Source organism: Serratia sp. EC4 (assembly GCF_059652115.1).
Map to the genome: position 1 here is coordinate 616,637 of NZ_JBNIDE010000002.1, position 22,392 is coordinate 639,028.

Here is a 22,392-nt window from a genome sequence, read left to right on the forward strand (position 1 = left end):
CAAGGAATGAAAGAAATGGCACACAAAAGAATAACAACCCTCGCGCCAAAACGTTTGGTGAAGCTGATTAATGGTGTAATTTATTTTTCTGCTGTGCCTTTTTCATTCTCACAGATGGCCATGGCGGAGGAGCAGTTCAACACCTCCTTCATCCATGGCGATGACAATATCGCCCAGGTGGCGTCGTTGGCCAGCGGGGATGATATTCTGCCGGGTAAATATCCGTTTGATATCTATCTCAACGGGCAGCGTATCGATCACCGCGAAATCGAGTTCAAGAAAGAATCCAAAGACTCTCCGGTAGCGCCGTGCCTGACGGCGGTGGACTACCAGGATTACGGCGTAAAGCTGCCCGGCGATCTGACCACCGCCGGTGCCGCGCAATGCTACGCATTGCCACAACAGATCTCCGGCGCCAAGCTGAGCTATGACGCCGCCGTACAGCGTATGGATCTGGAAGTGCCGCAGGTGTTTCTGATCCCGCGCCCGCAAGGCGCCATTTCGCCGAAAGTTTACGATCGCGGCATCAATGCCGGCTTTGTTAACTATAACTTTAGCGGCACTCATAACCGCTACGGCAACAACCAGAACGACAAGACTTCCGACTATTACTTCCTGAGCCTTAACAATGGCCTCAATATTGGCGATTGGCGCCTGCGCAACAACTCGACGTTGAACCAACAGTCGGGCGCCGGTACGCATTGGAAGAACATTTCCAGCTGGGCGGAAACGGACATCGTTTCTCTGCGCAGCCGTCTGGTGATCGGCCAGACCAACACTAATAACAATGTTTTCGACAGCATTCAGTTCCGCGGTGTGCAGATGTCCAGCGCCGACGACATGCTGCCGGAAAGCCAGCGCGGCTATGCGCCGGTGGTGCGCGGTGTGGCGACGACCAACGCGCGCGTTGAAGTGCGTCAGAACGGCTATACCATTTACAGCACCAACGTGCCGCCAGGGCCGTTTGCGCTGACGGACATTTTCCCAAGCACCCTGAGCGGTAACCTGGACGTGACGGTTATCGAAGCCAACGGTTCGAGAACCTCTTTCGTCGTGCCGTTCTCCTCGGTGCCGAACATGCTGCGCGAAGGGATTTGGAACTATCAGCTGACCGCCGGTAAATACCACGACGGCACCAGCCGCTATCAGCCCAAGTTTGTCCAAGGCACCTTGTCGCACGGTATGGCGTATGACATCACGCCTTACGGTGGCGTGCTGGTGGCGGAAAACTACCGTTCAGCGGTCGTGGGCCTCGGTAAAAACCTGGGGAACTGGGGGGCTGTCTCTTTTGATATGTCCTATTCCGACACCAACCTGGTGAACGGCGATGACAAGCAGGGGGAGAGTTTCCGTTTCCTGTATTCCAAGTCGCTCAACGATTGGGGGACGGAATTCCGCATTGCCGGTTACCGTTACTCGACCTCCGGCTATTATGATTTCTCCGATGCGGTTGCCGAGCGCGAACGCTATGAGAACGGTTATTACCGTAACGATTACTACGATCAAAACGATCGCAACCTGGGCGTGCCGGACTGGGCGGAATCTCGCCGTCGCAGCTATTACACCAGCCGTTTCAACAACAAACGCCAGCGCGTTGAGCTGTCTGTCAACCAGCGCATCGCCGGTAATTCGACGCTGTACGCCAACCTCAGCAACCAGTCTTACTGGGGCGGATCCGGCGAAGACCGCACCGTACAAACCGGTTTCAACAGCAGCTATAAAAATATCAGCTATGGCGTCTTCTATCAGGACAGCCGCAGCAACTACGGCTATAAAGACCGCAGCGTCAACCTGACCGTATCGATTCCGTTCAGCTTCTTCAGCAAGGATTCGTCGGACATGACCGCCAGCTTCAACGCCGGCCACAGCAAGCAGAGCGGCAATACCTACAGCGCCGGCCTGAGCGGCACCGCGCTGGATGACAACCGCTTGAACTATGCGGTGCAAAGCGGTCATGATCGTTATTCGGGCCAAACCAGCTCGGCCAACGTCGGTTATCAGGGCAGCATGGGGACCATCAATGCCGGTTATAGCTACAGCAAAGATTATCAGCAGTCTTCGTTGGGCGTGGCGGGCGGCATCGTCGCACACTCCGGCGGCGTGACGTTGACCCAGCCGCTGCAGAATACGTTTGTGCTGGTGGAAGCCAAAGACGCCAAGGGCGTTCGTATCGAAAACCAACCGGGTGTCGCCATCGACCGCTTCGGTTACGCGGTGATGACCTCTGCGTCGCCATACCGCCATAACCGCGTGGCGCTGCGCACCGAAGATATCGGCAACGGCCTGGATATCCCGATGGCGGCGAGAGACGTGGTGCCGACTTACGGCGCAATCACCCGCGTGAAGTTTGAAACGCACACGGGCCAAAGCCTGTTGGTACACAGCAAGATGGCCGACGGCAGCGTACCGCCGATTGGCGCCAACGTCTTCAGTGCGGACGGCAAGAACAACGGTACTGTCGGTACCAACGGCGATATTTATATTTCAGGGGCTTCCGCAGGGGATCGCCTGCTGGTGAAATGGGGCAACGACGCGGGCGAAAGCTGCTCACTGGTGGTGCCGGAATTGAAAGCGGCGACCGAACAGCTGATGGGTTATCAGGAACTTTCGCTGACCTGCGGAAAACCGTAAAAGGAAAGGATATGTCTTCTTTGTTAAAGCACAAGAATCTCGGGTTGGCGGCTGGGCTGCTGGTCACGCTGGGCGCGTTTTCGCAGAGCAGCTATGCGCTGTCGTGTAAGCAGAACGGCAGCATTCGCCAGGATATCGTGCTGGATAAAGCCATCAAGGTGTCGACCGCCAATACCGCGCCGGGCGCGTTGCTGTGGCGTTCGCAGACCTTTACCTCGACCTTCCAATGTACGGATGACTGGAACAACCCGAAAGGGGAAAATGCTTACCTGTACTGGGATCCGCAGTCCCGGATGAGTCAGATCCATAATTCGATCGAAGTGGGTGTCACTTATCAGGGGATCGATGTCAAACCGACTAAAGGCGCACGTCAGGACGTCGGTCCCGGCACGGAATGCCGCCGTTCGGGCAGCCGTTGTTTGTCTCCGGCCAGATCGCTGACGGTAACCGTGTCTTACGCCATCTATATTAAAGCAACCGGCAAGGCGCCGCCGGCCGGCGGCAAGATCAACGACAACAACTCGTACTCGGTATTCCAGGTTGATGGCGTCGGCGGCTTGAACGGCACGCCGAACAGCAACTTTAACGCCTACATTTCCGGGCTGGGCAACATTCAGTTTATTTCCTGCAACCCGAAAATCACCGTGGTGGCCAACAACGGTTCGACGGTGAACTTCGGCACTATCCCGCGTCAGAATGCGGTGGTGGGCAAAATCGAGAAACAGGTGCCGTTCTCGGTGGCCGCCAATATGTCCGATCCGACGACCGGACAGGACTGCCAGGGGGAGACGCTGCAGGCCAGCTTCAGCAGCACTTATCCGCTGCAGGATAACAGCGTGATCCTGCCGACCAGCGACAGCGGCTTCGGTATTTTGATCTCGCAGGCGGCGACGCCAAATACGCCGATCATGATGAACAGCCCGGTCGATCTGGGCCTGGTCAACGGCACCATCGTTGAAAAGAACTTTATGGCCAGCCTGAAATGGTTGAGCACCAACCCGAAAGTGGGGCCGTTCAGCGCATCGGCGAATATTGACGTCACCTTCAAATAATTCGGTGCCTGGTCAATAAAGAAAGGGTTCAGTTCTCGCGAACTGAACCCTTTTTTGTGCCTTATACCGCGCTGATTAACGCAGCCCCATCCAGCTGGTGCAAACGCCTTCCGGCGGTTTGCCGGCGTACCAACGGGGCAGCGTAGGGGCATCATGGCGCGGTTCGGCCTGCATTTCTATCGGCTGCGCCGGCCATTCTGCGACGTCCCAGCGGGTGGTGCGGCGATACACTGCTGGGGTTTTGCCGAACTGTTTCTTGAAGGCGCGCGAGAACGAAGGCTGAGAGTCGAAATGGTATTGCAGGGCGATATCCAGGATCGGGCGTGGGGTGGAGCGCAGCGCCTGCGCCGCCTGCGACAGGCGCCGCTCGCGGATATAACTGCCGAGCGCGTGGCCGGTGGTGCTGCGGAACATGCGCTGCAGGTGCCATTTGGAGTAGCCCGACTTGGCGGCGACGTTATCCAGCAGCAGCGGCTGATCCAGATGAGTTTCAATCCAGTCTAGTAAATCGTGAATGATATTGACGCGATCCATGGTTTTAGTTCTCCCGCAAAAACGACATTCAGGTCACAGTGACTTAGCTTAATTATCCAAGTATATTCTTTGATAATAGGCGTGAGTGCGCCGTTACGCAAGGGTAAACCGGGGGTAAAAAGGTGGCCAAAAATGCTCTTTGAATGGCAGGGGGATAAAAGAAAGGCCGCATAAAGCGGCCTTTTCAGTAGGAAGTGACGGAAAATCAGTTAGTTTCTGGTTTCACTTCAATGTAGTTCAGACCCAGTACGCTGCTGGTGTAACCGCGGATCTTGTTGGTCATCTCGATATCGCCGTTCAGCTTGTGGCCGTAGGACGGGATGATCTCTTTCAGCTTGCTCTGCCATTCCGGCGTCGCCACTTTGTCTTTGAACACGGTTTCCATCAGGTGCAGCATGATTGGCGCAGCGGTGGAAGCGCCCGGCGAAGCGCCCAGCAGAGCGGCGATGCTGCCGTCTTCAGAGCTGACGACTTCGGTGCCGAACTGCAGCACGCCGCCTTTATCCGCGTCTTTCTTGATGATCTGCACGCGCTGGCCTGCGGTCCACAGCTTCCAGTCTGCCTGCTTGGCGTCTGGGAAGTACTCTTTCAGCGCGGCGAAGCGATCGTCGTCGTTCATCATCAGCTGGCCGACCAGGTATTTCACCAGATCGAAGTTATCCAGACCGACGTGGGTCATCGGCATCAGGTTCGAGGTGCTCAGCGAGTGCATCAGATCGAACAGCGAACCGTTCTTCAGGAACTTGCTGGAGAAGGTGGCGAACGGCCCGAACAGCAGCACGCGCTTGCCGTCCAGCATGCGGGTATCCAGGTGCGGCACGGACATCGGCGGCGAACCTACGCTGGCCAGGCCATACACTTTGGCCAGGTGCTGGTTGGCGATCGCCGGGTTGGTGGTGACCAGGAACTGGCCGCCGACCGGGAAGCCGCCGTAGCCGTCGGCTTCAGGGATGCCGGATTTCTGCAGCAGGGTCAGGGACGCGCCGCCTGCGCCGATGAACACGAACTTGGCGTTAACGGTGGTTTCTTTGCCGTCGCGGTTCAGATCGGCAACGGTCACGCTCCAGGTCTGATCGGCGTTGCGCTTGATGTCGCGCACTTCGTGGCTCAGGTTCAGCTTGAACTTGTCGCTGGCGCTCAGCGCGTCAACCAGCTGGTGGGTGATCACGCCGAAGTTAACGTCGGTACCCAGCGGCATGCGGGTCGCGGCGATTTTCTGCGCCGGATCGCGGCCGTTCATCACCAGTGGCGCCCACTGTTTGATTTGCGCAGGATCTTCGGAGTATTCCATGCCGCGGAACAGGGTGCTGTGCTGCAGCGCCGCGTAGCGTTTACGCAGGAAGTTGACGTTGTCGTCGCCCCACACGAAGCTCATGTGCGGCACGCTGTTAATAAAGGATTTCGGATCTTTCAGGACATTGTTTTTCACCTGATAAGACCAGAACTGACGGGAGATTTCGAAAGACTCGTTGACCTTCACCGCCTTGCTGATGTCGATGGTGCCATCGGCTTTTTCCGGCGTGTAGTTCATTTCGCTGAAGGCGGAGTGGCCGGTACCGGCGTTGTTCCAGCCGTTGGAGCTCTCTTCCGCCACGCCGTTCATGCGCTCATACATGTCGATGGTCCAGGTCGGCTCCAGCTCATGCAGATAGGTACCCAAGGTGGCGCTCATGATGCCGCCGCCGATCAACACCACGTCGACGGTTTTATTCTTCTCTTCAGCCGCCGCCTGCTGCGTAACGCCAAACAGGCTGAGACTGAAAATCAGGACGAGTAATTTTCTCATTGAATTAAATCTCTTGTGTGTAAATTCTACTCATTGCAGGTGAAAGAATTTAGCGGGAGTTACCCTGGAAAATAATGAAGCCGACCGCCCGGCGTGAGCCGATAGGCAGCGATAATGCCTTTTTGTTAATAGGGTATTTAACGAAAAGTGAACTATTGCAGGCCGTCCGGGTGCAAATTGATCGGTTCACGTTACTGGCGGGGTATTATTGTTTGCGAGAATGTTAAAAACTACTTTTGTAACTAAAAAAAATGAATATAAGCAAAAATAGGCCGGTTGCTGTCGCAGTAATAAACAAAGAGGGGGGAGAGGCCGTATAACCGCGTTATTTTAGGGGGTTAATTGTCGCGCAATTAAACGTTATTTCGTTATCACACAATAATTGCGGTTAAATTGCAAATACCTATCGGTAACCAATAATAAATGGCCGCCGTTGCGGGCGGCCATCGTGCGGCAGGCGGTTACTGGATGCCCATCGCATCGCGCATGGTGAAGAACAGATCGGTCTGATCGGTCAATCCCACCACGTTGGCGGCGTGCGGGCCGTAGGCCGCGACGCGCAATTGGGTGCCGGTGTGCCCCTGCGATTCTTCTTCCGAGTTGCCGTAGCTGAGGGTCATCGGCGCGCCGTCTTTGGTGGTCAGCAGCTGGGTCAGGCCCGGCGCTTTGGCGCCGGCGGCGACGATCTGGCTGGAGTGCGCATGGTCGGCGGTGACGATCACCAGCGTGTTGCCGTCGGCGCGGGCGAAGGCCAGCGCTTTTTGCACTGCTTCGTCCAGATCGACGGTTTCACCAATCTGCCCGCACGGGTTGGCGGCGTGATCCTGCTTATCGATCGACGCGCCCTCGACCTGCAGGAAGAAGCCATTCGGGTTATCTTTCAACAGCGCGATCGCTTTTTCGGTCATCGCCGCCAGCGTTGGCGTGGCCGCGGTGCGCGCCGGGTTGTTTTCGCAGGTTACCGCCGGCTTGTCGAGGTTGCCGTGATAGCTGGCTTTCGGCCCCAACCAGCGCACCGGCATGTTGCCGTCGGCGAACAGGCCCAGCAGCGGTTTTTGCTGGTTGGCCAACGTAACGGCCTGCAGCTCATCCGCGTTGCTCACCCACTGGTAACCCTGCGCCGCCGCCTGATCTTTCAGCGATTTTCCTTGCCATTCGCCGCTTTTCGCCAGCTGGTTAAAGGACTTCGCACCGCCGCCCAGCGTGACGTCGGCACGGGTTTTCAGCAGCTGCTCGGTAATGGAGCCGCGGCCGCCGTTTTCCAGTGCGTTAGCGGCGCATTTCTCGCTGGTTTCCTCCGGGCCGTAGCATTTGCGCGAGGTGACGTGCGACACCAGCGCCGCCGGCGTAGCGTCTTGCAACTCGGCGGTGGAGACGTTGCCGGTGGCCTTGCCGGCCGCCTTGGCGATCTCCAGCAGCGTCGGCTGATCTTTACCGTTCACGTCCACGCCGAGCGCGCCGTTATAGGTTTTCACCCCGGTGGTCCAGGCGGTGGCGGAGGCGGCGGAGTCGGTCACGTAATCCGGCTTGCGGGTTTTCTTGTCCAGCGAGTAGTGGGTGTATTGCCCGGTCAGCGGCAGGGCGTCGATGCCCTTGAAGTAACCGCCTGCGCCTTCAGCGTAGTTGCGCGCGGCGGTGATCTCGGAATCCCCCATGCCGTCGCCGATCAGCAGTATCACGTTTTTCGCCGTTTTGTCCGACAGCGACGCCTTCAACGCGGCGGTCTGATCGCCGGCCAGACGACGGGCTCCGCCCTGTTCGGCGAGGTTGCCGCGTGCGGCGCGCTCGGTCAGGCCATCAGCATTGGGCGAGGTTTCCGCCGCGATAGCGGAGGAACAGAGCAGGGCGGACAGCACGGCGCCGGCGAGCAGGGATACAGCAGGTTGCATGGGGTAAGCTCCTTGTCGTAATACAACAATATAAATAACATCAAATTGTTACGTAAGGAGAGTAGAGCAGAGGGATGACAATTTTATGACAGCGAAAGGCGGGATGGCCCGGCGGCCACCCCGTTTGGCGTCTCAGGCCGTGCGCGCCGGAATAGCCAGCCCGCGCTGCACCGCCGGCCGCGCCAGACCGCGCTCCAACCACTGTGCGACACGCGGGAAACTGTCGAACTCCACCAGTTCGCGCGCCTCATAGAAGCCGATCAGGTTGCGCACCCAGCCCAGCAGCGAGATATCGGCGATGGTGTACTCCGCGCCCATGATCCAGTCGCGGCCCTCCAGGCGCGTTTCCAGCACGCCGAGCAGGCGTTTCGATTCGTTTTTGTAGCGCTCCAGCGGCCGCTTGTCTTCATATTCGCGCCCGGCGAATTTATGGAAGAAACCGAGCTGGCCGAACATCGGGCCGACGGCGGCCATCTGGAAGAACACCCACTGAATGGTTTCGTAACGCTGCGCCGGATCCTGCGGCAGGAAACGGCCGCTCTTTTCCGCCAGGTAGAGCAGAATGGCGCCGGATTCGAACAGCGGCAGCGGCCAGCCGCCGGGGCCGTCGGGATCGATGATCGCCGGGATCTTGCCGTTCGGGTTCAGCGCCAGGAATTCCGGCGTCCAGGTCTCGTTGTTGCCGATGTCGATCAGGTGCGCTTCATAAGGCAGGCCGATCTCTTCCAGCATGATGGACACTTTGACGCCGTTCGGCGTCGGCAGAGAGTAGAGCTGCAGCCGTTCCGGATGTTGAGCCGGCCAGCGTTTGACGATCGGGAATTGGGTGGAATCGAGCATGGAAACTCCTCGGGTTGGCGGGGTCGCTTAAGCGTACCCCTAGAGTATTGCAGTAAAACTACCCTGTCGCCGGGTTACACCGTGAGGTCAAAATGTGCGGCCAGCGCTTTTTTACCGGCGGGGGTCAGCTGCAGCTCACGGCTGTCGAGCCGGCGAAGGATCCAGCCGCGTTGGATAAAGACGGCCAACAGCGCGGCGCCCAGCGCGCCGCCGAGGTGAGATCGGCGTTCGCTCCAGTCCAGGCACCCGCAGGCGAAGCGGCGGCGGGTGGGGGCGGGCGAGCAATCGACGCCCAGCCGCCTCAGCGCGGCCTGACCGGCGTCGCTTAACCGGTAGTCTTCTTCGCCGGTCAGCCAGTTCAGCGCATGCAGCCGATCGTGCAGCTTCACCGCCACCTCGCCCGCCATATGGTCGTAGCAGGTGCGGGCATACTGCAGCGAGGTAGGCGTGCTGCTCTTCACCGATGGGCGCGGCACGCCCGCCAGCGCCATCAGGCCTTCCAGCGCTGCGGCCACCGGTTGCCCGGCCAGCCGGAAATAGCGGTAGCGCCCCTGTTTGACGCAGGCAATCAGCCGCTGCTCCAGCAGTTTCGCCAGGTGTGCGCTGGCGGTAGACGGGGCGACCTCGACCGCCGCGCTGAGCTCGGTGGCGGTGTAGGCGCGCCCGTCCATCAACAGGCACAGCATGCGCGCTCGGGTGCGGTCAGCGATGGCGGCGCTCAGCGCCGCTAAACGATCTTCTATCTCGATGTTATGCATACTTCGAGGTTAGACGAAGTATGACTGCTCGTCCATCGCTAACCTGTGGTTATCGCACTCTGGTGCTGTGTGTCTGCGTTCGCTGGATATTGATGAGCGGGCGTTGAAATCGGTGCAGTGGCGCCGTTCGTTCAATGCGCGTGTGCCGGAATTTTACCGTTGAGAGGAGACGAGGATGATCGCCGTGATTTTTGAACTGCAGGCCGCCGACGGGCAGCGGGAGACCTACCTGGAGTTGGCGGCGGCGCTGAAGCCGCTGCTGGCGCAGATCGACGGATTCATTTCCATCGAGCGCTTTCAAAGCCTGGCCGATCCCGAGCGCCTGTTGTCGCTCTCCTTCTGGCGCGACGAGGCGGCGGTGCAGCAGTGGCGCAATCTCGAACAGCACCGGGCGGCGCAGGCGGGCGGCCGTGGCGAGGTGCTGGCGCAGTACCGGCTGCGGGTGGCGGAGGTGGTGCGGGACTACGGGCTGGAGAGCCGCGACCAGGCGCCGCAGGATAGCCGTTGCTATCACCGCACCTGAAAAAAGCCCGCCTGCGGCGGGCTTTCGTCCGCTATTTCGCTTCGCTGCCCACCTTCATCGCCCCGGCGTAACTGGCGCCCATCCCCCAGGCGGCGCCGTGGTCGCGGGCGATCTGCAATACGCCCCCCGCCGTGGCCTTGTGGCCCCAGTCCTGCTGCCATTCCAGCATCAACGCCACCCAGTTGATAGGGGTGGCGCCTGCTTGTACCAGGCGCTGCATGGCGTTGTTTTGACTATCTGGCGTAATGTCGCCGGTGACGTCCGACAATATGTAGACCTCATACCCCTCGCCCAGAGCGGACAGCGCCGGCAGCATCACGCAGCTGGCGGTCCACAGCCCGCCGATGATGATTTTCTTGCGGCCGGATTGTTTGATCAGATCCACCACGCGCCGATCCTGCCAGACGTTGATGGCGGTGCGATCGTACACCTGCAGGTCCGGGCGTGCCTGCGTCACCTGCTGGAATACCGGCCCGGCGAAGCTTTTGGCGTTGGCCGAGGCCAGAATGGTCGGCACGTTGAACACCTTGGCGGCCTTGGCGATGCCGGCGGCGTTATTCACCAGATTGGTTTGATCGATAGAGGAAATGGTCATGCCGAACATGTCCTGCAGATCGACCAGCAGCAACAGGCTGTTGTCGGCGGTCAGCGGTTGCACATAACCCGCCTGGCGGCTATCGGCGGCGGGGGATTGCGCCAGCGCGGCGACGGGGGCGGTGGCGGCGCTCAGGCCGAGCATCAGGGCGAACAGGGTCTTTTTCATTATTAACTCCATGATTATCAGTAGATTAAATTCACTTCCCACTCAGGGAAGCGGTTGGATAAAGTCTACTGAGGTTGTCGGGGTTAATAATCTGTGTTTTATTGAATTTATAATTAACTATCAGGACATAATATGGACGTGCTACTGACGATGCGCGCCTTTCGCCGCGTGGTTGAGCGCAACAGTTTCTATAAGGCGGCGGAGGATCTGGCGATCACGCCGGCGGCGTTGAGCAAGCAGATTAAGCAGTTGGAAAGTCGGTTGGGGACGCTGTTGCTGGTGCGCACCACCCGCAGCATGAGCCTGACCGAAGCCGGGCAGCTCTATTACCAGGAAGCCTGCCGGTTGCTTGGCGAGTTCGACGCGCTGGAGCAGACGGTTGCCGCCAGCGCGCAGCAGGTCTCCGGCACGCTGCGGGTCAATGCGCCGCTCTCGTTCGGCCTGACGGTGCTGTCGCCGCTGCTGCCGCCGTTTATGCAACGTTACCCGCAGCTGCAGGTGGAACTGACGCTGGACGACAGGGTATTGGACGTGGTGGCGGCCGGTTTCGATATTTCCTTGCGCATTCGCCGCCGACTGCCGGATTCTTCCCTCAGCGCCCGGGCGCTGGGTGACGTGCATCAGCGAATTTGCGCCGCGCCCGGCTATTTGGCGCAGCACGGCGTGCCGCAAACGCCCAATGAATTGCAGCGCCACAGCTGTCTGGCCTATTCCCTGGCGGAAAAGCCGGGGCAGTGGCAGTTCACCGCCGGCGAGGAGAGCCTGAGCGTGACGTTCACTCCCCGGCTGATCGCCAACAACAGCCTGATGCTGCGGGATATGCTGATGGCGGGACTGGGCATCGGTTCGCTGCCGTCGTTTGTGGCGGATTCCGAGATCGCCGCTGGCAGACTGGTACGGCTGTTCCCTGAACAGATTGCCGACGTGCATCAGGTTTTCGCGGTTTACCCGACGCGCCGGCATGTGCAGCAGAAAGTGAGTTTATTCACCGAGTTTGTGCGAGAACAGGGATTGATGACGGCGAATTGACAACGGCGTACGGTTGTCATATTCATTAGCTATGAAAAAATCCTACCGCCCATTCGCGCAAATTATTATCACCCTTCTCCAAAGGGTGGGATAGCGCGTGTGCCGCCAATAAAAAACCCGCCGGCAGGCGGGTTTTTTTTATCCCCTTCCGGCAACGACCGGAGAACGGCATGCAAACCTACCCTGCAGTTTTACACCTGATGTGCGGCAAGGCCGGCGCAGGGAAATCGACGCTGGCGCAGCGGTGGAAGGAATGACCGTCTTGCGTTATGGCGAACGGGACTGAAAACCGGCGCCATGACGGTGCCGGCAACAGGGTTAGGCTTCGGCGTTAAACGCGTTGTGGAAGGCGACCTCCGCGCACGGCAGCGCGCCCTGGAAGGCGATGGCGCGGAAGTAGTCTTGCGGCACGCCCGGCAGGGTCAGCGCGCTTTGCGCCTGGAAGCCGAAACGGCCGTAATAATTCGGATCGCCCAGCACCACGCAGCCTGCGGCATGCCGTTCTTGCAGTTCGGCCAATAGCTGGCGGATCAGCCGGCTGCCGATCCCCAAGTTCTGACAGGCCGGCAGCACCGACACTGGCGCCAGCCCGTACCAACCGGCGGCGCCGTTGCTGAGCACGACCGGCGAGACGGACGCGTGCCCGATCGGTGTGCCATTTTGCTCGGCGACCAGCGACAGAGTGAGGGCTCCCGCCGCGCGCAGCGCATTGACGATAAACTGCTCGGTGTGGCTGCTGTGTTCGGCGTGCAGGAACGCGGCGGCGGTCAGGGTGGTGATGGCGCCGACGTCGGCCGGCGTTTCGTGGCGTAACGTGATGTTCATGGTTGTATCCTGATTAAAAACGCTGAACCGACCGGACTGCCTGCCCGGCCGGTATCGATGATTAACGGTTGTCCAGCTGCGCCCGCACGGCCTTGAGCCCGGCGAAGGTGACGCGATAAGGGCGCCCCTGGCGAGAGAGGATCAGGCGTTTGGTTTTGAGCTTGGTGAAAACGGCCAGCGAGCAGTCGGCCAGGCCGAGCCCTTCGCGGGTGTAGCATTCGACGTGGGTGACGCGACCGGCGTCGTTGCGGGTGAAGGCGATATAGCCGCCTTTGGCCAACACGTGCAGCACGCGTTGTTCCGCTTTGGAAATGTTCATGTTGGGAGATCCTGTAATAACCCCAGATACGCGCATCCCCGCGCAAACGCGCGTCGGATACGTCAGAGTCCCTCGCCATACGGCAAGGAAGCGACTATCGGGTGGTTACAATCTCCAACATACAGGCCTCGGGCAGTGAAAAACGCCAGGGCGGCGTTTCAGCGCAGTTAATGTAGCCAATGGCCGGTTGGCTGTCAATTTGCCGGCAGCGCGGGCCGCCGGCGCAAGGCCAATCAGAAAGGCTTGGTCGGCAGGTATTTGCCGTCCAGGGTGATCACCGCGCGTTCGCCGCCGTCCGGATCGGCGACCTTCTTGATATCCAGCTTGAAGTTGATGGCGCTGATGATGCCGTCGCCAAACTGCTCGTGCACCAGCGCTTTCAGCGTGGAGCCGTAGACCTGCAGCATTTCATAGAAGCGATAAATGGTCGGATCGGTCGGCACGCCGCCGGGAATGCTGCCGCGCAGCGGGATGGTTTGCAGCAGCTGCACCGCCTCTTCGTCCAGCCCCAGCTTGGCCGCCACCGTGCGCGCCGCCGGTTCCGGCAGCGCGTGCTGCCCCAGCAAGGCGGCGGTGACAAATGCCAGGCTGAGGCCGGTGCCCTCGGCCAGCGCTTCGAACGTCAGATTATGGCGGATCTTGGCGGCCATGATGGTGTCGGTGAGCGCTTCGCGCGGGGCGGTGTTGTGCAGAGAGTGTGTCATGTTGACTCCTTTTGTGGGCTTAAAAACGGGCGATCGCCGGGGTGGCGGTCACCTCGGGATGGGTGGCGAGCGGCACGAAGCGGCGGGTTTCGCCGTCCAGCGCCTCGATAGCGCCGCTGGCGATGTCATAGACCCAGCCGTGCAGCGCCAGGCGGCCCTGATCCAGCGCCAGGGCGACGGAAGGGTGCGTTTTGATGTTGTTGAGCTGGGCGATGACGTTTTCGCGCACCATCGACGCGACCCGGGCTACGTCGGAGGCGTGCGGATAAGCCTGGTTGACCGCCCTGGCGGAATCGGCGTAACGCAGCCAGCCGGCGACCGTCGGCAGGTGATCCAGACACTGGCAGGTGGCGATGGCGGTCATCGCGCCGCAGTCGGAATGGCCGCAGATCACGATGTCTTCTACGCCCAGCGCAGCGACGGCGTACTCGACCGAGGCGGTCACCCCGCCGGGTTCGGGACCAAAAGAAGGCACGATGTTACCGGCGTTGCGGATCACGAACAGATCGCCCGGCTCGCGCTGGGTGACCAGCTCCGGCACCAGGCGGCTGTCGGAACATGAGATAAACAGGGTGCGCGGGTTTTGGCGGGTCGCCAACTGCTGAAACAGCGCCGTGCGTTCAACAAAGGCTTCGCGCTGGAACTTCAGGAAGCCTTCAATCACCTCTTTCATCCGTTTCTCCATTGGGTGTCGTTATGCGATGGCGGCATGATGAACGCTTCTGGCTATAGGGTCTAAGACCCATTTATAATGCTGGCTATAGGTTTTACTAATAGCTGGGGCGCTATGCTGCTGCGACACATCCGTTATTTTCTGGCCGTTGCCGAACAGGGCAACTTCACCCGCGCCGCCGAAGCGCTGCACGTCTCGCAACCGACGTTGTCCCAGCAGATCAAGCAGTTGGAAGACGCACTGGGAGCGCCGTTGTTCGATCGCAGCAGCAGAGCCGTGCGTCTGACCGACGCTGGTGAGGCGTGGATGCGCTATGCGCGGCTGGCGCTGCAGGATTTGGACGCCGGCGCGCGGGCGATCCATGACGTGGCGACGCTGGCGCGCGGCCATTTGCGGCTGGCGATGACGCCGACGTTCACCGCCTATCTGGTGGGGCCGGCGATCGATGCGTTCTACCGCCGCTACCCGGGGATTACGCTGAGCATTGAGGAGATGGCGCAAGAGCGGATCGAGGCGCTGCTGGCGCAGGATCGACTGGATCTGGGGATCGCCTTCGAGATGGCGCAGTCGGTGGAGGTAGAAGCCACACCGTTGTTCAGCGAGACGCTGGAGCTGATGGTCGGCGCCGATCATCCCCTGGCGGCGCGGCGTCGGCCGCTGACGCTGGCGGAGTGGCAACATCTGCCGCTGGCCTTGCTGAGCGGCGACTTCGCCACGCGGCAGTTTATCGATCGCTACTGCACGCAGCTCGGTTTTCGGCCGCAGGTGGCGGTGGAGGCCAATGCGCTGGGCGCCATCGTCGAGATCGTGCAGCGCGGGCAGCTCGCCACGCTGCTGCCGGCCGCCATTGCGCGCGAGAACCGGCAGTTGAAAAAAGTGGCGTTGGCCAACGCCATGCCGGCTCGGCAGGCGGTGTTGCTGCAGCGTAAAGACGCTTACCGCAGCGCCGCAGCGCAGGCGTTTATCGCCGTCTTGCAGCAACAGGGCGTTACGCCAACGCACTCCAGCGCTGCGTCATCCCCAGCAGATGCACCAGCCCGAAGCCGAGGCAAATCAGCGAGCTGACGACGATAAAACGCTGGCTGCGGCCGGTATCGCGCAGGGCGAAGGGGCCGGCGACACCGCGCAGCAGATAGATAAAGGTGATGATAAACAGCGCGGGCCGCAGCAGCGGCAGCGGCGCGATCAGGCCCGCGCCGGACAGCGCGTACAGCGCCCAAATAAACAGCACCAGCGCGATACCGGCGGTGACGACGGCCGGGAACTTTTTACCCGCTTCCGCCGCCTTAATGAAGCGATAGCCGGCGCCGCACAGCCGATAGCCGCGCGGCCCGGCGGCGATCACCCAAATATGCAGCAGGGCGGCGATGGCGCTCAGCGCGGCGCCGATCAGCAGCGCGGTGTTATAGAGGTGTGGCATGGTAAGGCTTCCCTGTCAGAAACGTGATTGGCATGAAGCGTAGACCAGAAAAGACGAATTAACCGAACGCAACAGGGAAGAGGAGCAAGTGATGAGAGTGGCGACAGGCATGCTGAGCGTATTGGCGCTGTGGAGCGGGCTGGCGATGGCGCAATCTGCAGCGCTGACGCTGCCGCGGGAGGATGGTTCGAGTATTCATTACTATCTGGACGCTGCGGTGCCCGGGCAATCGTCGGCGGCGCTGTTGGTGATCCTGCAAGGTTCGGATTGCAACAGCGTGCGGCATATCCGCCTGGTCACGCCGATGCGACAGGTGTTACCCGCCGCAGACCTGCTGACGGTGGAGAAATACGGCATCGACGACACCTTGCCGTACCGCGAAGAGGTGCCGCGGCAGGATTGCCCGGACGCTTTCGTGCAGCATGATACGCCGCAGCGGCGGGTGAGCGATGTCACCCAGGTGCTGCAGGCGGTGAGTGCGCGCAACGGCTATCAAAAGGTCGCGGTGCTGGGGGGGCAGCGAAGGGGCGGTGATCGCCAATCTGGTGACGGCCTCCTCGGGCCTGGTTGACGCCACCCTGGCGTTCAGCGGCGGCGGACGCTGGTTTATTGACGATGTGCGCCACAGCGTGGCCGACGCGCCAAAAGAAGAGAAAGCCGGGCTGAACGCATTTTTACAGCAGGTGCTGACGGCGCCGCCGTTCCCCCTGAACGCCAGCGATCATGGCTATGCCTGGTGGCATGGCATGCTGAACATCGATCAGCTTGCCACCCTGCGCAGCATCAAGACGCCGGTGCTGATCGTGCAGGGTGACCAGGATCGCGCCGTTTCGCCGGGGGCGGTCGACAATATGATCGACGAGTTGCGGACAGCCGGCAAAACGAACATTACCTATGTCAATTACGCTGGATTGGACCATGTGATGCGGCGCGAAAATGGCGACAGCGAGATGACGCGGGTGGTGGCGGATATGCGCGCGTGGCTGGAGAAGCAGCTGCGCTGAGCGTCGGTATTAGGACAAGCTATGTAATAATTGACGCGAGTTTCTTTGGACTGAGTGATCTGCTGCTCAATTGAACACAATGTTATTTAATCAGGGATTCCGTCGTGTATTTTTTTAACCGCAAACCTGAAAATGAAATACCCTAAGAAAATTCCAGCTATGGAGGTCGCAACCCACAGATACTTAAAACTATCGTCAGAATAAAAAATGAACCAGGCAATGGCCAATAGCGAGAGGGCTACCACTCCACACCCTATGCCCTGAATAATTCTGGATAAAGCCGCCAGCATAAAGTTCTTCATACGTTAACCTTTGCAAAAAAGTACTGACAAATTTGGTTGAATTTCTTTCGATCTTTTTCCCAAACCGAGACGGCATCCTCGAATGGTCGGACTTTGTTTTCTAACAGAAAGTACAACAGATCGAGGTTTCCCAGGCGTCTGAGTTGATCATACATCCGTGAGTTTCTTGCCCTCAAGTCGCGTGATGTATAGACAGAGCGCGATAGGCTTGCTCCAGCGGTGAGAATTGAGCCAACGGCAACACCCGAGACAAGCCGTGGGATGATTTGTTTAGAGAATATATATCCCATGTTTGCGGTGGCTAACTGATTAAAGGCGAATTTGCCGATGAGTTTGCCTGATGTTCTTATGGTCATGTCCTTAACATCTTCAAACTTGACCTTACTGGCGAAGTTTTCGATGAAGATATGAGCCACTTTCTCGATGCTCGCTTTATTGGCCAGGCCTGACTTGATGAGTCTGATAAATCGCTCTTTATCTTGCGAGTTTAACCATCTGTTTTCAGTATCAATATAGTCGTAGCCCAGGTAGTAGAAATCGACCGGTACGCTGATAAAACCTTGTGCAAACCCGCGCACTAAATTGCTGTCAATGTTTACGGCATCCGCCATGTCGTTGGCTATCTGCTTTGCGCTTTTCGCAGAAATCCTTTTCGCTGAATCTAGCAGGCTTTTTTGTACGCAAGCCAATGCCCGCCGGCAAACGGTGTGAACTCGCCGCTCAAAATGTCACCGAAACTTCCCGCGATCTCTGCACCCCGTTGTGGCATAATGCGCGCCAAATCACATTCCCTATGTATAAAGAGCGAGCGCTGTGTTAAGCACTAACAACATCACCATGCAGTTCGGCAGTAAGCCGTTGTTTGAAAACATCTCTGTCAAATTCGGCGGCGGCAACCGTTACGGCCTGATCGGCGCCAACGGCTGCGGCAAGTCCACCTTTATGAAAATCCTCGGCGGCGATCTGGCGCCGAGCGGCGGCAACGTGTTCCTCGATCCGAACGAGCGCCTGGGTAAACTGCGTCAGGATCAGTTCGCCTTCGAGCAGTACAGCGTGCTGGACACCGTGATCATGGGCCACACCGAACTGTGGGCGGTGAAGGAAGAGCGCGATCGCATCTACGCCATGGCGGAGATGAGCGAAGAAGACGGCTATAAAGTGGCCGACCTGGAAGTGGCCTACGGCGAAATGGACGGTTATACCGCCGAAGCGCGCGCCGGCGAACTGTTGCTCGGCGTGGGCATTCCGGTGGAACAGCACTATGGCCCGATGAGCGAAATCGCGCCGGGTTTCAAGCTGCGCGTGTTGCTGGCGCAGGCGCTGTTCTCCGATCCGGAAATCCTGCTGCTCGACGAACCGACCAACAACCTGGACATCGACACCATTCGTTGGCTGGAGCAGGTGCTGAACGAGCGCAACAGCACCATGATCATCATCTCGCACGACCGTCACTTCCTGAACATGGTCTGCACCCACATGGCGGATCTGGACTACGGCGAGCTGCGCGTCTATCCGGGCAACTACGACGAATACATGACCGCCGCCACCCAGGCGCGTGAGCGTCTGATGGCGGACAACGCCAAGAAGAAAGCGCAGATCAGCGAGCTGCAGTCGTTCGTCAGCCGCTTCAGCGCCAACGCCTCCAAATCCAAGCAGGCCACCTCGCGCGCCCGCCAGATCGACAAGATCCAGTTGGAAGAGGTGAAAGCCTCCAGCCGCCAGAACCCGTTCATCCGTTTCGAGCAGGACAAGAAGCTGTTCCGTAACGCATTGGAAGTGGAAGCGCTCACCAAGGGCTTCGACGAAGGCCCGCTGTTCAACAAGCTGAACCTGATGGTGGAAGTGGGCGAGAAGGTCGCGGTGCTGGGCGCCAACGGCATCGGTAAAACCACCCTGTTGAAAACGCTGGTGGGCGACGCGCAGCCGGACAGCGGCACCGTGAAGTGGTCGGAAAACGCCCGTATCGGTTATTACGCGCAGGATCACGAATACGAGTTCGACGACACCCTGACCGTGTTCGACTGGATGAGCCAGTGGAAGCAGGAAAAAGACGACGAGCAGGCGGTGCGCAGCGTGCTGGGCCGTTTGCTGTTTAGCCAGGACGACATCAAGAAGCGCGTGAAGGTGCTGTCCGGTGGTGAGAAGGGCCGCATGCTGTTTGGCAAGCTGATGATGCAGCGCCCGAATATTCTGGTGATGGACGAACCGACCAACCACCTGGATATGGAATCCATCGAATCGCTGAACATGGCGCTGGAGATGTACGAAGGCACGCTGATCTTCGTCTCCCACGACCGTGAGTTCGTCAGCTCGCTGGCGACCCGGATTCTGGAAATCACCCCGAACAAGGTGATCGACTTTACCGGCAACTACGAAGACTATCTGCGCAGCCAGGGCATCGTATAACCCTCGCGGCAACGCATCAGGGCGGGAATTATCCCGCCCTTTTTTTATCCGTCATTCCCCGCCGCACACTTCGCAGTGCGGATCCTTCGGCAGCTTCATTTCGCGGAACTGCATGCTCATCGCATCGAACATTAACAACTTGCCGCGCAGCGGCTGACCATAGTCGGCCAGTAGCTTGATGGCTTCCATCGCCTGCAGGGTGCCGATGGTGCCGACCAGCGGCGCCATCACGCCCGCTTCGACGCAGGTGAGGGCGCTGTCGCCGAACAGCCGGCTCAGGCAGCGGTAGCAGGGTTCGCCCGGCTGATAGGTGAACACGCTGAGCTGGCCTTCCATGCGGATCGCCGCGCCGGAAACCAGCGGTTTGCGCTGCGCGTGGCACAGGCGGTTCAGCGCGTCGCGCGCCGCCACGTTGTCGGTGCAGTCCAGCACCAGATCGCTGGCGGCGATCTCTGCCGCGACCGCGTCATCTTCCAGACGGCCGTCGATGGCGTCGATGCGGATATGCGGATTGATGGCGCTCAGTTCCTGCCTGGCGGAGCTGACTTTACTCTGGCCGATGCGATCGTCGCGGTGCAGGATCTGGCGCTGCAGGTTGGAGAGCGAGACGGTGTCGAAATCCACCAGCACCAGATGGCCGACGCCGGCCGCCGCCAGATATGGCGCGGCGGCGCAGCCCAGCCCGCCCAGCCCGGCGATCAGCACGCGGGCGGCCTTCAGCTTCTCCTGGCCGTCGAAGTCAAAGCCGCGCAGCACGATCTGGCGGTTGTAGCGCAGCGCTTCGGCGTCGGTCAATTCCGGCAACATGTTCAGCTCCTCAGCAGGGCGTTGAACGGCTCGATCTCCACCGTTTCGCCTACCGCCACCGAACCGCGTTCGCGCTCCAGCACAATGAAACAGTTGCCCTGGCTGTAGGAGCTGAAGACGTGCGAGCCCTGGTGGCCGGTAGTGCTGACCTCCAGTTCGCCCGCGGCGTTGCTGCTGAACACCCCGCGCTGGAAATCGAGGCGGCCCGGCGATTTCTTCAGCGGCGTCAGCGCGCGGGCGCGCAGGCGCGGCGGCAGGCGCCAATCGCTGTGGCCGGCCAGCTTCGCCAGCAGCGGTTGCACCAGTTGGTAGAAGGTCAGGGCGGCGGAAACCGGGTTGCCCGGCAGGCCGCAGAACCAGGCGTGGCCCAGTTTGCCGAAGGCGAACGGTTTGCCGGGTTTGATCGCCAGCTTCCAGAAGCTGACCTGGCCCAGTTCATCGAGCATCTGTTTGGTGTAGTCGGCTTCGCCGACTGAGACGCCGCCGCTGCTGATCACTACGTCGGCCTGGCTGTTCGCCTGTGTGAAGGCGTCGCGCAGCGCATCGCGATCGTCGCGGATAATGCCGAGATCGAGCACTTCACAGCCCATCTGCTCCAGCATCAGGCGCACCGCGAAGCGGTTAGTGTCGTAGATTTGGCCCGCTTGCAGCGGCTGGCCGACCGGCTGCAGCTCGTCGCCGGTGGAGAACACCGCGACCTTCAGCTTACGCATCACCTGCACTTCGGCGATCCCAAGCGAAGCCAGCAGCGGCAGTTGCGCGGCGCCCAGCTTCACGCCGGCCGGCAACACGCTCGCGCCTCGACGAATGTCTTCACCCGCCAGACGGATATTCTGGCCGGCTTCTGCCGGCGCGGTAAAACGCACGCCCAGCTCGCTCACTTCTGCCTGCTCCTGCATGATCACCGCGTCCGCCCCGGCCGGGATCGGCGCGCCGGTCATGATGCGCACGCAGCTGTTGGCCGGCCATTCACCGTCGAACGGCGCGCCGGCGAAAGCTTTCCCGGCGACCGGCAGCGGCGCATTGGCCGCCAGATCGGCGAGGCGCACCGCATAGCCGTCCATCGCCGAGTTGGCGAACGGCGGCACGTCGAGCGGCGAGACCACCGGCGCGGCGGTGATGCGGCCGGCGGCGGCGGTCAGCGCGACGGATTCGGTCTGTTGCAGCGGGGCGATCTGCCCGAGCATTTTTTCCAGCGCTTGCTCCAGGGAGATGAGATCGGAAGTATGGCAATGATCCATAAGGGGAACTCCGTAATCAGGGTGCGCAATGATAGCGACAAAGTGCGGGTATTATGGCAGAGAACGCCGGGGGGGAGAACGGGTTATGCCCGCCATCTTTCGCACTGCGGCGTCAGGGCGATCGGGTATAAACTGCGAAAAACAGAGGAGGATCATGATGCATAAACAGGTTATCGAGTTCTGGTTCGACGAGATCGAACCGATCATGTGGTTCAAAAAGGACGATGATTTCGATCGTCTGCTGCATAGCCGTTTCGGCGAAATCTGGCGGGCGGCGGCGGCGGGGGAGCTGGCGCACTGGCGCGACACCATCGAAGGGCGCCTGGCGGAGGTGATCGTGCTCGATCAGTTCAGCCGCAACCTGTTTCGCGGCACGCCGCAGTCATTCGCCTGCGACGGCATGGCGCTGGTCCTGGCACAGGAGGCGATCCGCAGCGGGGAGTGCGAACGGCTGAGCCGCGAGCAGCGCGGCTTCCTTTATCTGCCGTTCATGCATTCGGAATCGCCGCTGATCCACCAGCAGGCGCTGGTGTTATATACCGAGCTCAATAATGGCGACCAGCTGGAGTTCGAGCTGCGGCATAAGGCGATCATCGATCGTTTCGGCCGCTACCCGCATCGCAATGCGATATTGGGGCGCACCAGCACGCCGGAAGAAGAGGCCTTTTTACAGCAGCCAGGATCGGGTTTTTAATCGTCGGATCATCTGCGCCCGGCCGGGTAAAAACAGCAGGCCGGGCGCCGCAATAAGCGTGACTCAGCGCGAACGTTTATTTCATTACGCTCTACCGCTATTTCCTCTCGCGAAATTACCAATAATCCCAGCCGCACTGTCAGCGGTTTGCCGCTTTTTATAACCTGCTGTTTTTTATTCCAATAAGCTATT

At 59.9% G+C, this 22,392-nt stretch carries 24 protein-coding genes; 9 read left to right on the plus strand and 15 right to left on the minus strand.

Going from position 1 to position 22,392, the window contains the following annotated elements; genetic code table 11:
* Nucleotides 1-15: 15 nt before the first annotated feature.
* Together ACP39K_RS09700 and ACP39K_RS09705 are read left to right on the plus strand one after the other, a co-directional pair.
* Nucleotides 16-2,631: a fimbria/pilus outer membrane usher protein gene (locus ACP39K_RS09700; protein WP_033640906.1), complete on the plus strand. Its 2,616-nt coding sequence runs from the start codon at nucleotides 16-18 to the stop codon at nucleotides 2,629-2,631.
* A gap of 11 nt (nucleotides 2,632-2,642) precedes the next feature.
* Nucleotides 2,643-3,683 carry a fimbrial protein gene (locus ACP39K_RS09705; protein ID WP_016928480.1) on the plus strand — a complete coding sequence of 347 codons (1,041 nt, stop codon included), beginning with the start codon at nucleotides 2,643-2,645 and terminating at the stop codon, nucleotides 3,681-3,683.
* A gap of 75 nt (nucleotides 3,684-3,758) precedes the next feature.
* Here the strand turns inward: ACP39K_RS09705 and ACP39K_RS09710 are convergent, their stop codons facing one another.
* From ACP39K_RS09710 to ACP39K_RS09730, 5 genes are all read right to left on the minus strand, one after another.
* Nucleotides 3,759-4,217: a helix-turn-helix domain-containing protein gene (locus ACP39K_RS09710; protein ID WP_004939075.1), complete on the minus strand. Its 459-nt coding sequence runs from the start codon at nucleotides 4,215-4,217 to the stop codon at nucleotides 3,759-3,761.
* A gap of 205 nt (nucleotides 4,218-4,422) precedes the next feature.
* Nucleotides 4,423-6,003, minus strand: a complete 1,581-nt coding sequence (gene mqo / locus ACP39K_RS09715) for a malate dehydrogenase (quinone) (protein WP_016928479.1) — start codon at nucleotides 6,001-6,003, stop codon at nucleotides 4,423-4,425.
* A 461-nt stretch (nucleotides 6,004-6,464) separates the two neighbouring features.
* Complete coding sequence (phoA, locus tag ACP39K_RS09720) at nucleotides 6,465-7,892, minus strand: alkaline phosphatase (protein ID WP_497008450.1); 1,428 nt, start codon at nucleotides 7,890-7,892, stop codon at nucleotides 6,465-6,467.
* Nucleotides 7,893-8,024: 132 nt separating this feature from the next.
* Complete coding sequence (locus tag ACP39K_RS09725; protein WP_497008451.1) at nucleotides 8,025-8,732, minus strand: glutathione S-transferase N-terminal domain-containing protein; 708 nt, start codon at nucleotides 8,730-8,732, stop codon at nucleotides 8,025-8,027.
* 74 nt (nucleotides 8,733-8,806) lie between these two features.
* Entirely contained in the window at nucleotides 8,807-9,490 is a 684-nt protein-coding gene (locus tag ACP39K_RS09730) for an ArsR/SmtB family transcription factor (RefSeq protein WP_060444240.1), read from the minus strand.
* Nucleotides 9,491-9,665: 175 nt separating this feature from the next.
* Between ACP39K_RS09730 and ACP39K_RS09735 the strand changes: the two genes are divergently transcribed.
* Nucleotides 9,666-10,013, plus strand: coding sequence for an antibiotic biosynthesis monooxygenase family protein (locus tag ACP39K_RS09735; RefSeq protein ID WP_089184381.1), 348 nt, complete (start codon nucleotides 9,666-9,668; stop codon nucleotides 10,011-10,013).
* Nucleotides 10,014-10,044: 31 nt separating this feature from the next.
* Here the strand turns inward: ACP39K_RS09735 and ACP39K_RS09740 are convergent, their stop codons facing one another.
* On the minus strand, nucleotides 10,045-10,776 hold the full coding sequence (locus ACP39K_RS09740) for an isochorismatase family protein (RefSeq protein WP_033640899.1): 732 nt from the start codon (nucleotides 10,774-10,776) through the stop codon (nucleotides 10,045-10,047).
* Nucleotides 10,777-10,908: 132 nt separating this feature from the next.
* On the opposite strand from ACP39K_RS09740, the gene ACP39K_RS09745 reads away from it, so the two are divergent.
* Complete coding sequence (locus tag ACP39K_RS09745) at nucleotides 10,909-11,805, plus strand: LysR family transcriptional regulator (RefSeq protein ID WP_497008452.1); 897 nt, start codon at nucleotides 10,909-10,911, stop codon at nucleotides 11,803-11,805.
* A 318-nt stretch (nucleotides 11,806-12,123) separates the two neighbouring features.
* Here the strand turns inward: ACP39K_RS09745 and ACP39K_RS09750 are convergent, their stop codons facing one another.
* The 4 genes from ACP39K_RS09750 to ACP39K_RS09765 form a co-directional block, all read right to left on the minus strand.
* Complete coding sequence (locus ACP39K_RS09750) at nucleotides 12,124-12,630, minus strand: GNAT family N-acetyltransferase (protein WP_079449483.1); 507 nt, start codon at nucleotides 12,628-12,630, stop codon at nucleotides 12,124-12,126.
* Nucleotides 12,631-12,691: 61 nt separating this feature from the next.
* On the minus strand, nucleotides 12,692-12,949 hold the full coding sequence (locus ACP39K_RS09755; protein WP_004939031.1) for a YjhX family toxin: 258 nt from the start codon (nucleotides 12,947-12,949) through the stop codon (nucleotides 12,692-12,694).
* A 233-nt stretch (nucleotides 12,950-13,182) separates the two neighbouring features.
* On the minus strand, nucleotides 13,183-13,653 hold the full coding sequence (gene cynS, locus ACP39K_RS09760; protein ID WP_497008453.1) for a cyanase: 471 nt from the start codon (nucleotides 13,651-13,653) through the stop codon (nucleotides 13,183-13,185).
* Between the two features lie 19 nt (nucleotides 13,654-13,672).
* Nucleotides 13,673-14,326, minus strand: coding sequence for a carbonic anhydrase (locus ACP39K_RS09765; RefSeq protein WP_497008454.1), 654 nt, complete (start codon nucleotides 14,324-14,326; stop codon nucleotides 13,673-13,675).
* A gap of 114 nt (nucleotides 14,327-14,440) precedes the next feature.
* On the opposite strand from ACP39K_RS09765, the gene cynR reads away from it, so the two are divergent.
* Nucleotides 14,441-15,391, plus strand: coding sequence for a transcriptional regulator CynR (gene cynR / locus ACP39K_RS09770; RefSeq protein ID WP_197817900.1), 951 nt, complete (start codon nucleotides 14,441-14,443; stop codon nucleotides 15,389-15,391).
* Here the strand turns inward: cynR and ACP39K_RS09775 are convergent.
* The gene (locus tag ACP39K_RS09775) at nucleotides 15,315-15,746 is read right to left on the minus strand and encodes a hypothetical protein (RefSeq protein WP_497008455.1); all 432 of its coding nucleotides are present in this window, start codon (nucleotides 15,744-15,746) and stop codon (nucleotides 15,315-15,317) included. The genes cynR and ACP39K_RS09775 overlap by 77 nt on opposite strands.
* A 91-nt stretch (nucleotides 15,747-15,837) precedes the next feature.
* Between ACP39K_RS09775 and ACP39K_RS09780 the strand changes: the two genes are divergently transcribed.
* Nucleotides 15,838-16,317 carry a hypothetical protein gene (locus ACP39K_RS09780; protein ID WP_497008456.1) on the plus strand — a complete coding sequence of 160 codons (480 nt, stop codon included), beginning with the start codon at nucleotides 15,838-15,840 and terminating at the stop codon, nucleotides 16,315-16,317.
* Nucleotides 16,277-16,750, plus strand: coding sequence for an alpha/beta hydrolase family protein (locus ACP39K_RS09785; protein WP_497008457.1), 474 nt, complete (start codon nucleotides 16,277-16,279; stop codon nucleotides 16,748-16,750). Before ACP39K_RS09780 ends, ACP39K_RS09785 begins: the two co-directional genes overlap by 41 nt.
* 86 nt (nucleotides 16,751-16,836) lie before the next feature.
* Here the strand turns inward: ACP39K_RS09785 and ACP39K_RS09790 are convergent, their stop codons facing one another.
* Entirely contained in the window at nucleotides 16,837-17,052 is a 216-nt protein-coding gene (locus ACP39K_RS09790; RefSeq protein ID WP_497008458.1) for a hypothetical protein, read from the minus strand.
* Nucleotides 17,049-17,741, minus strand: a complete 693-nt coding sequence (locus ACP39K_RS09795; protein ID WP_497008459.1) for a hypothetical protein — start codon at nucleotides 17,739-17,741, stop codon at nucleotides 17,049-17,051. Before ACP39K_RS09795 ends, ACP39K_RS09790 begins: the two co-directional genes overlap by 4 nt.
* A 124-nt stretch (nucleotides 17,742-17,865) precedes the next feature.
* Between ACP39K_RS09795 and ACP39K_RS09800 the strand changes: the two genes are divergently transcribed.
* The gene (locus ACP39K_RS09800; protein WP_060444248.1) at nucleotides 17,866-19,458 is read left to right on the plus strand and encodes an ABC-F family ATPase; all 1,593 of its coding nucleotides are present in this window, start codon (nucleotides 17,866-17,868) and stop codon (nucleotides 19,456-19,458) included.
* A gap of 51 nt (nucleotides 19,459-19,509) precedes the next feature.
* On the opposite strand, the gene moeB is transcribed toward ACP39K_RS09800, so the two are convergent.
* Nucleotides 19,510-20,265 (minus strand): molybdopterin-synthase adenylyltransferase MoeB, encoded by a 756-nt coding sequence (moeB, locus tag ACP39K_RS09805; protein WP_048796072.1) that lies wholly within the window; start codon nucleotides 20,263-20,265, stop codon nucleotides 19,510-19,512.
* Between the two features lie 2 nt (nucleotides 20,266-20,267).
* Nucleotides 20,268-21,506 (minus strand): molybdopterin molybdotransferase MoeA, encoded by a 1,239-nt coding sequence (moeA, locus tag ACP39K_RS09810; protein ID WP_212562277.1) that lies wholly within the window; start codon nucleotides 21,504-21,506, stop codon nucleotides 20,268-20,270.
* A 157-nt stretch (nucleotides 21,507-21,663) separates the two neighbouring features.
* Between moeA and ACP39K_RS09815 the strand changes: the two genes are divergently transcribed.
* On the plus strand, nucleotides 21,664-22,200 hold the full coding sequence (locus tag ACP39K_RS09815) for a DUF924 family protein (protein WP_016928462.1): 537 nt from the start codon (nucleotides 21,664-21,666) through the stop codon (nucleotides 22,198-22,200).
* Nucleotides 22,201-22,392 lie beyond the last annotated feature (192 nt).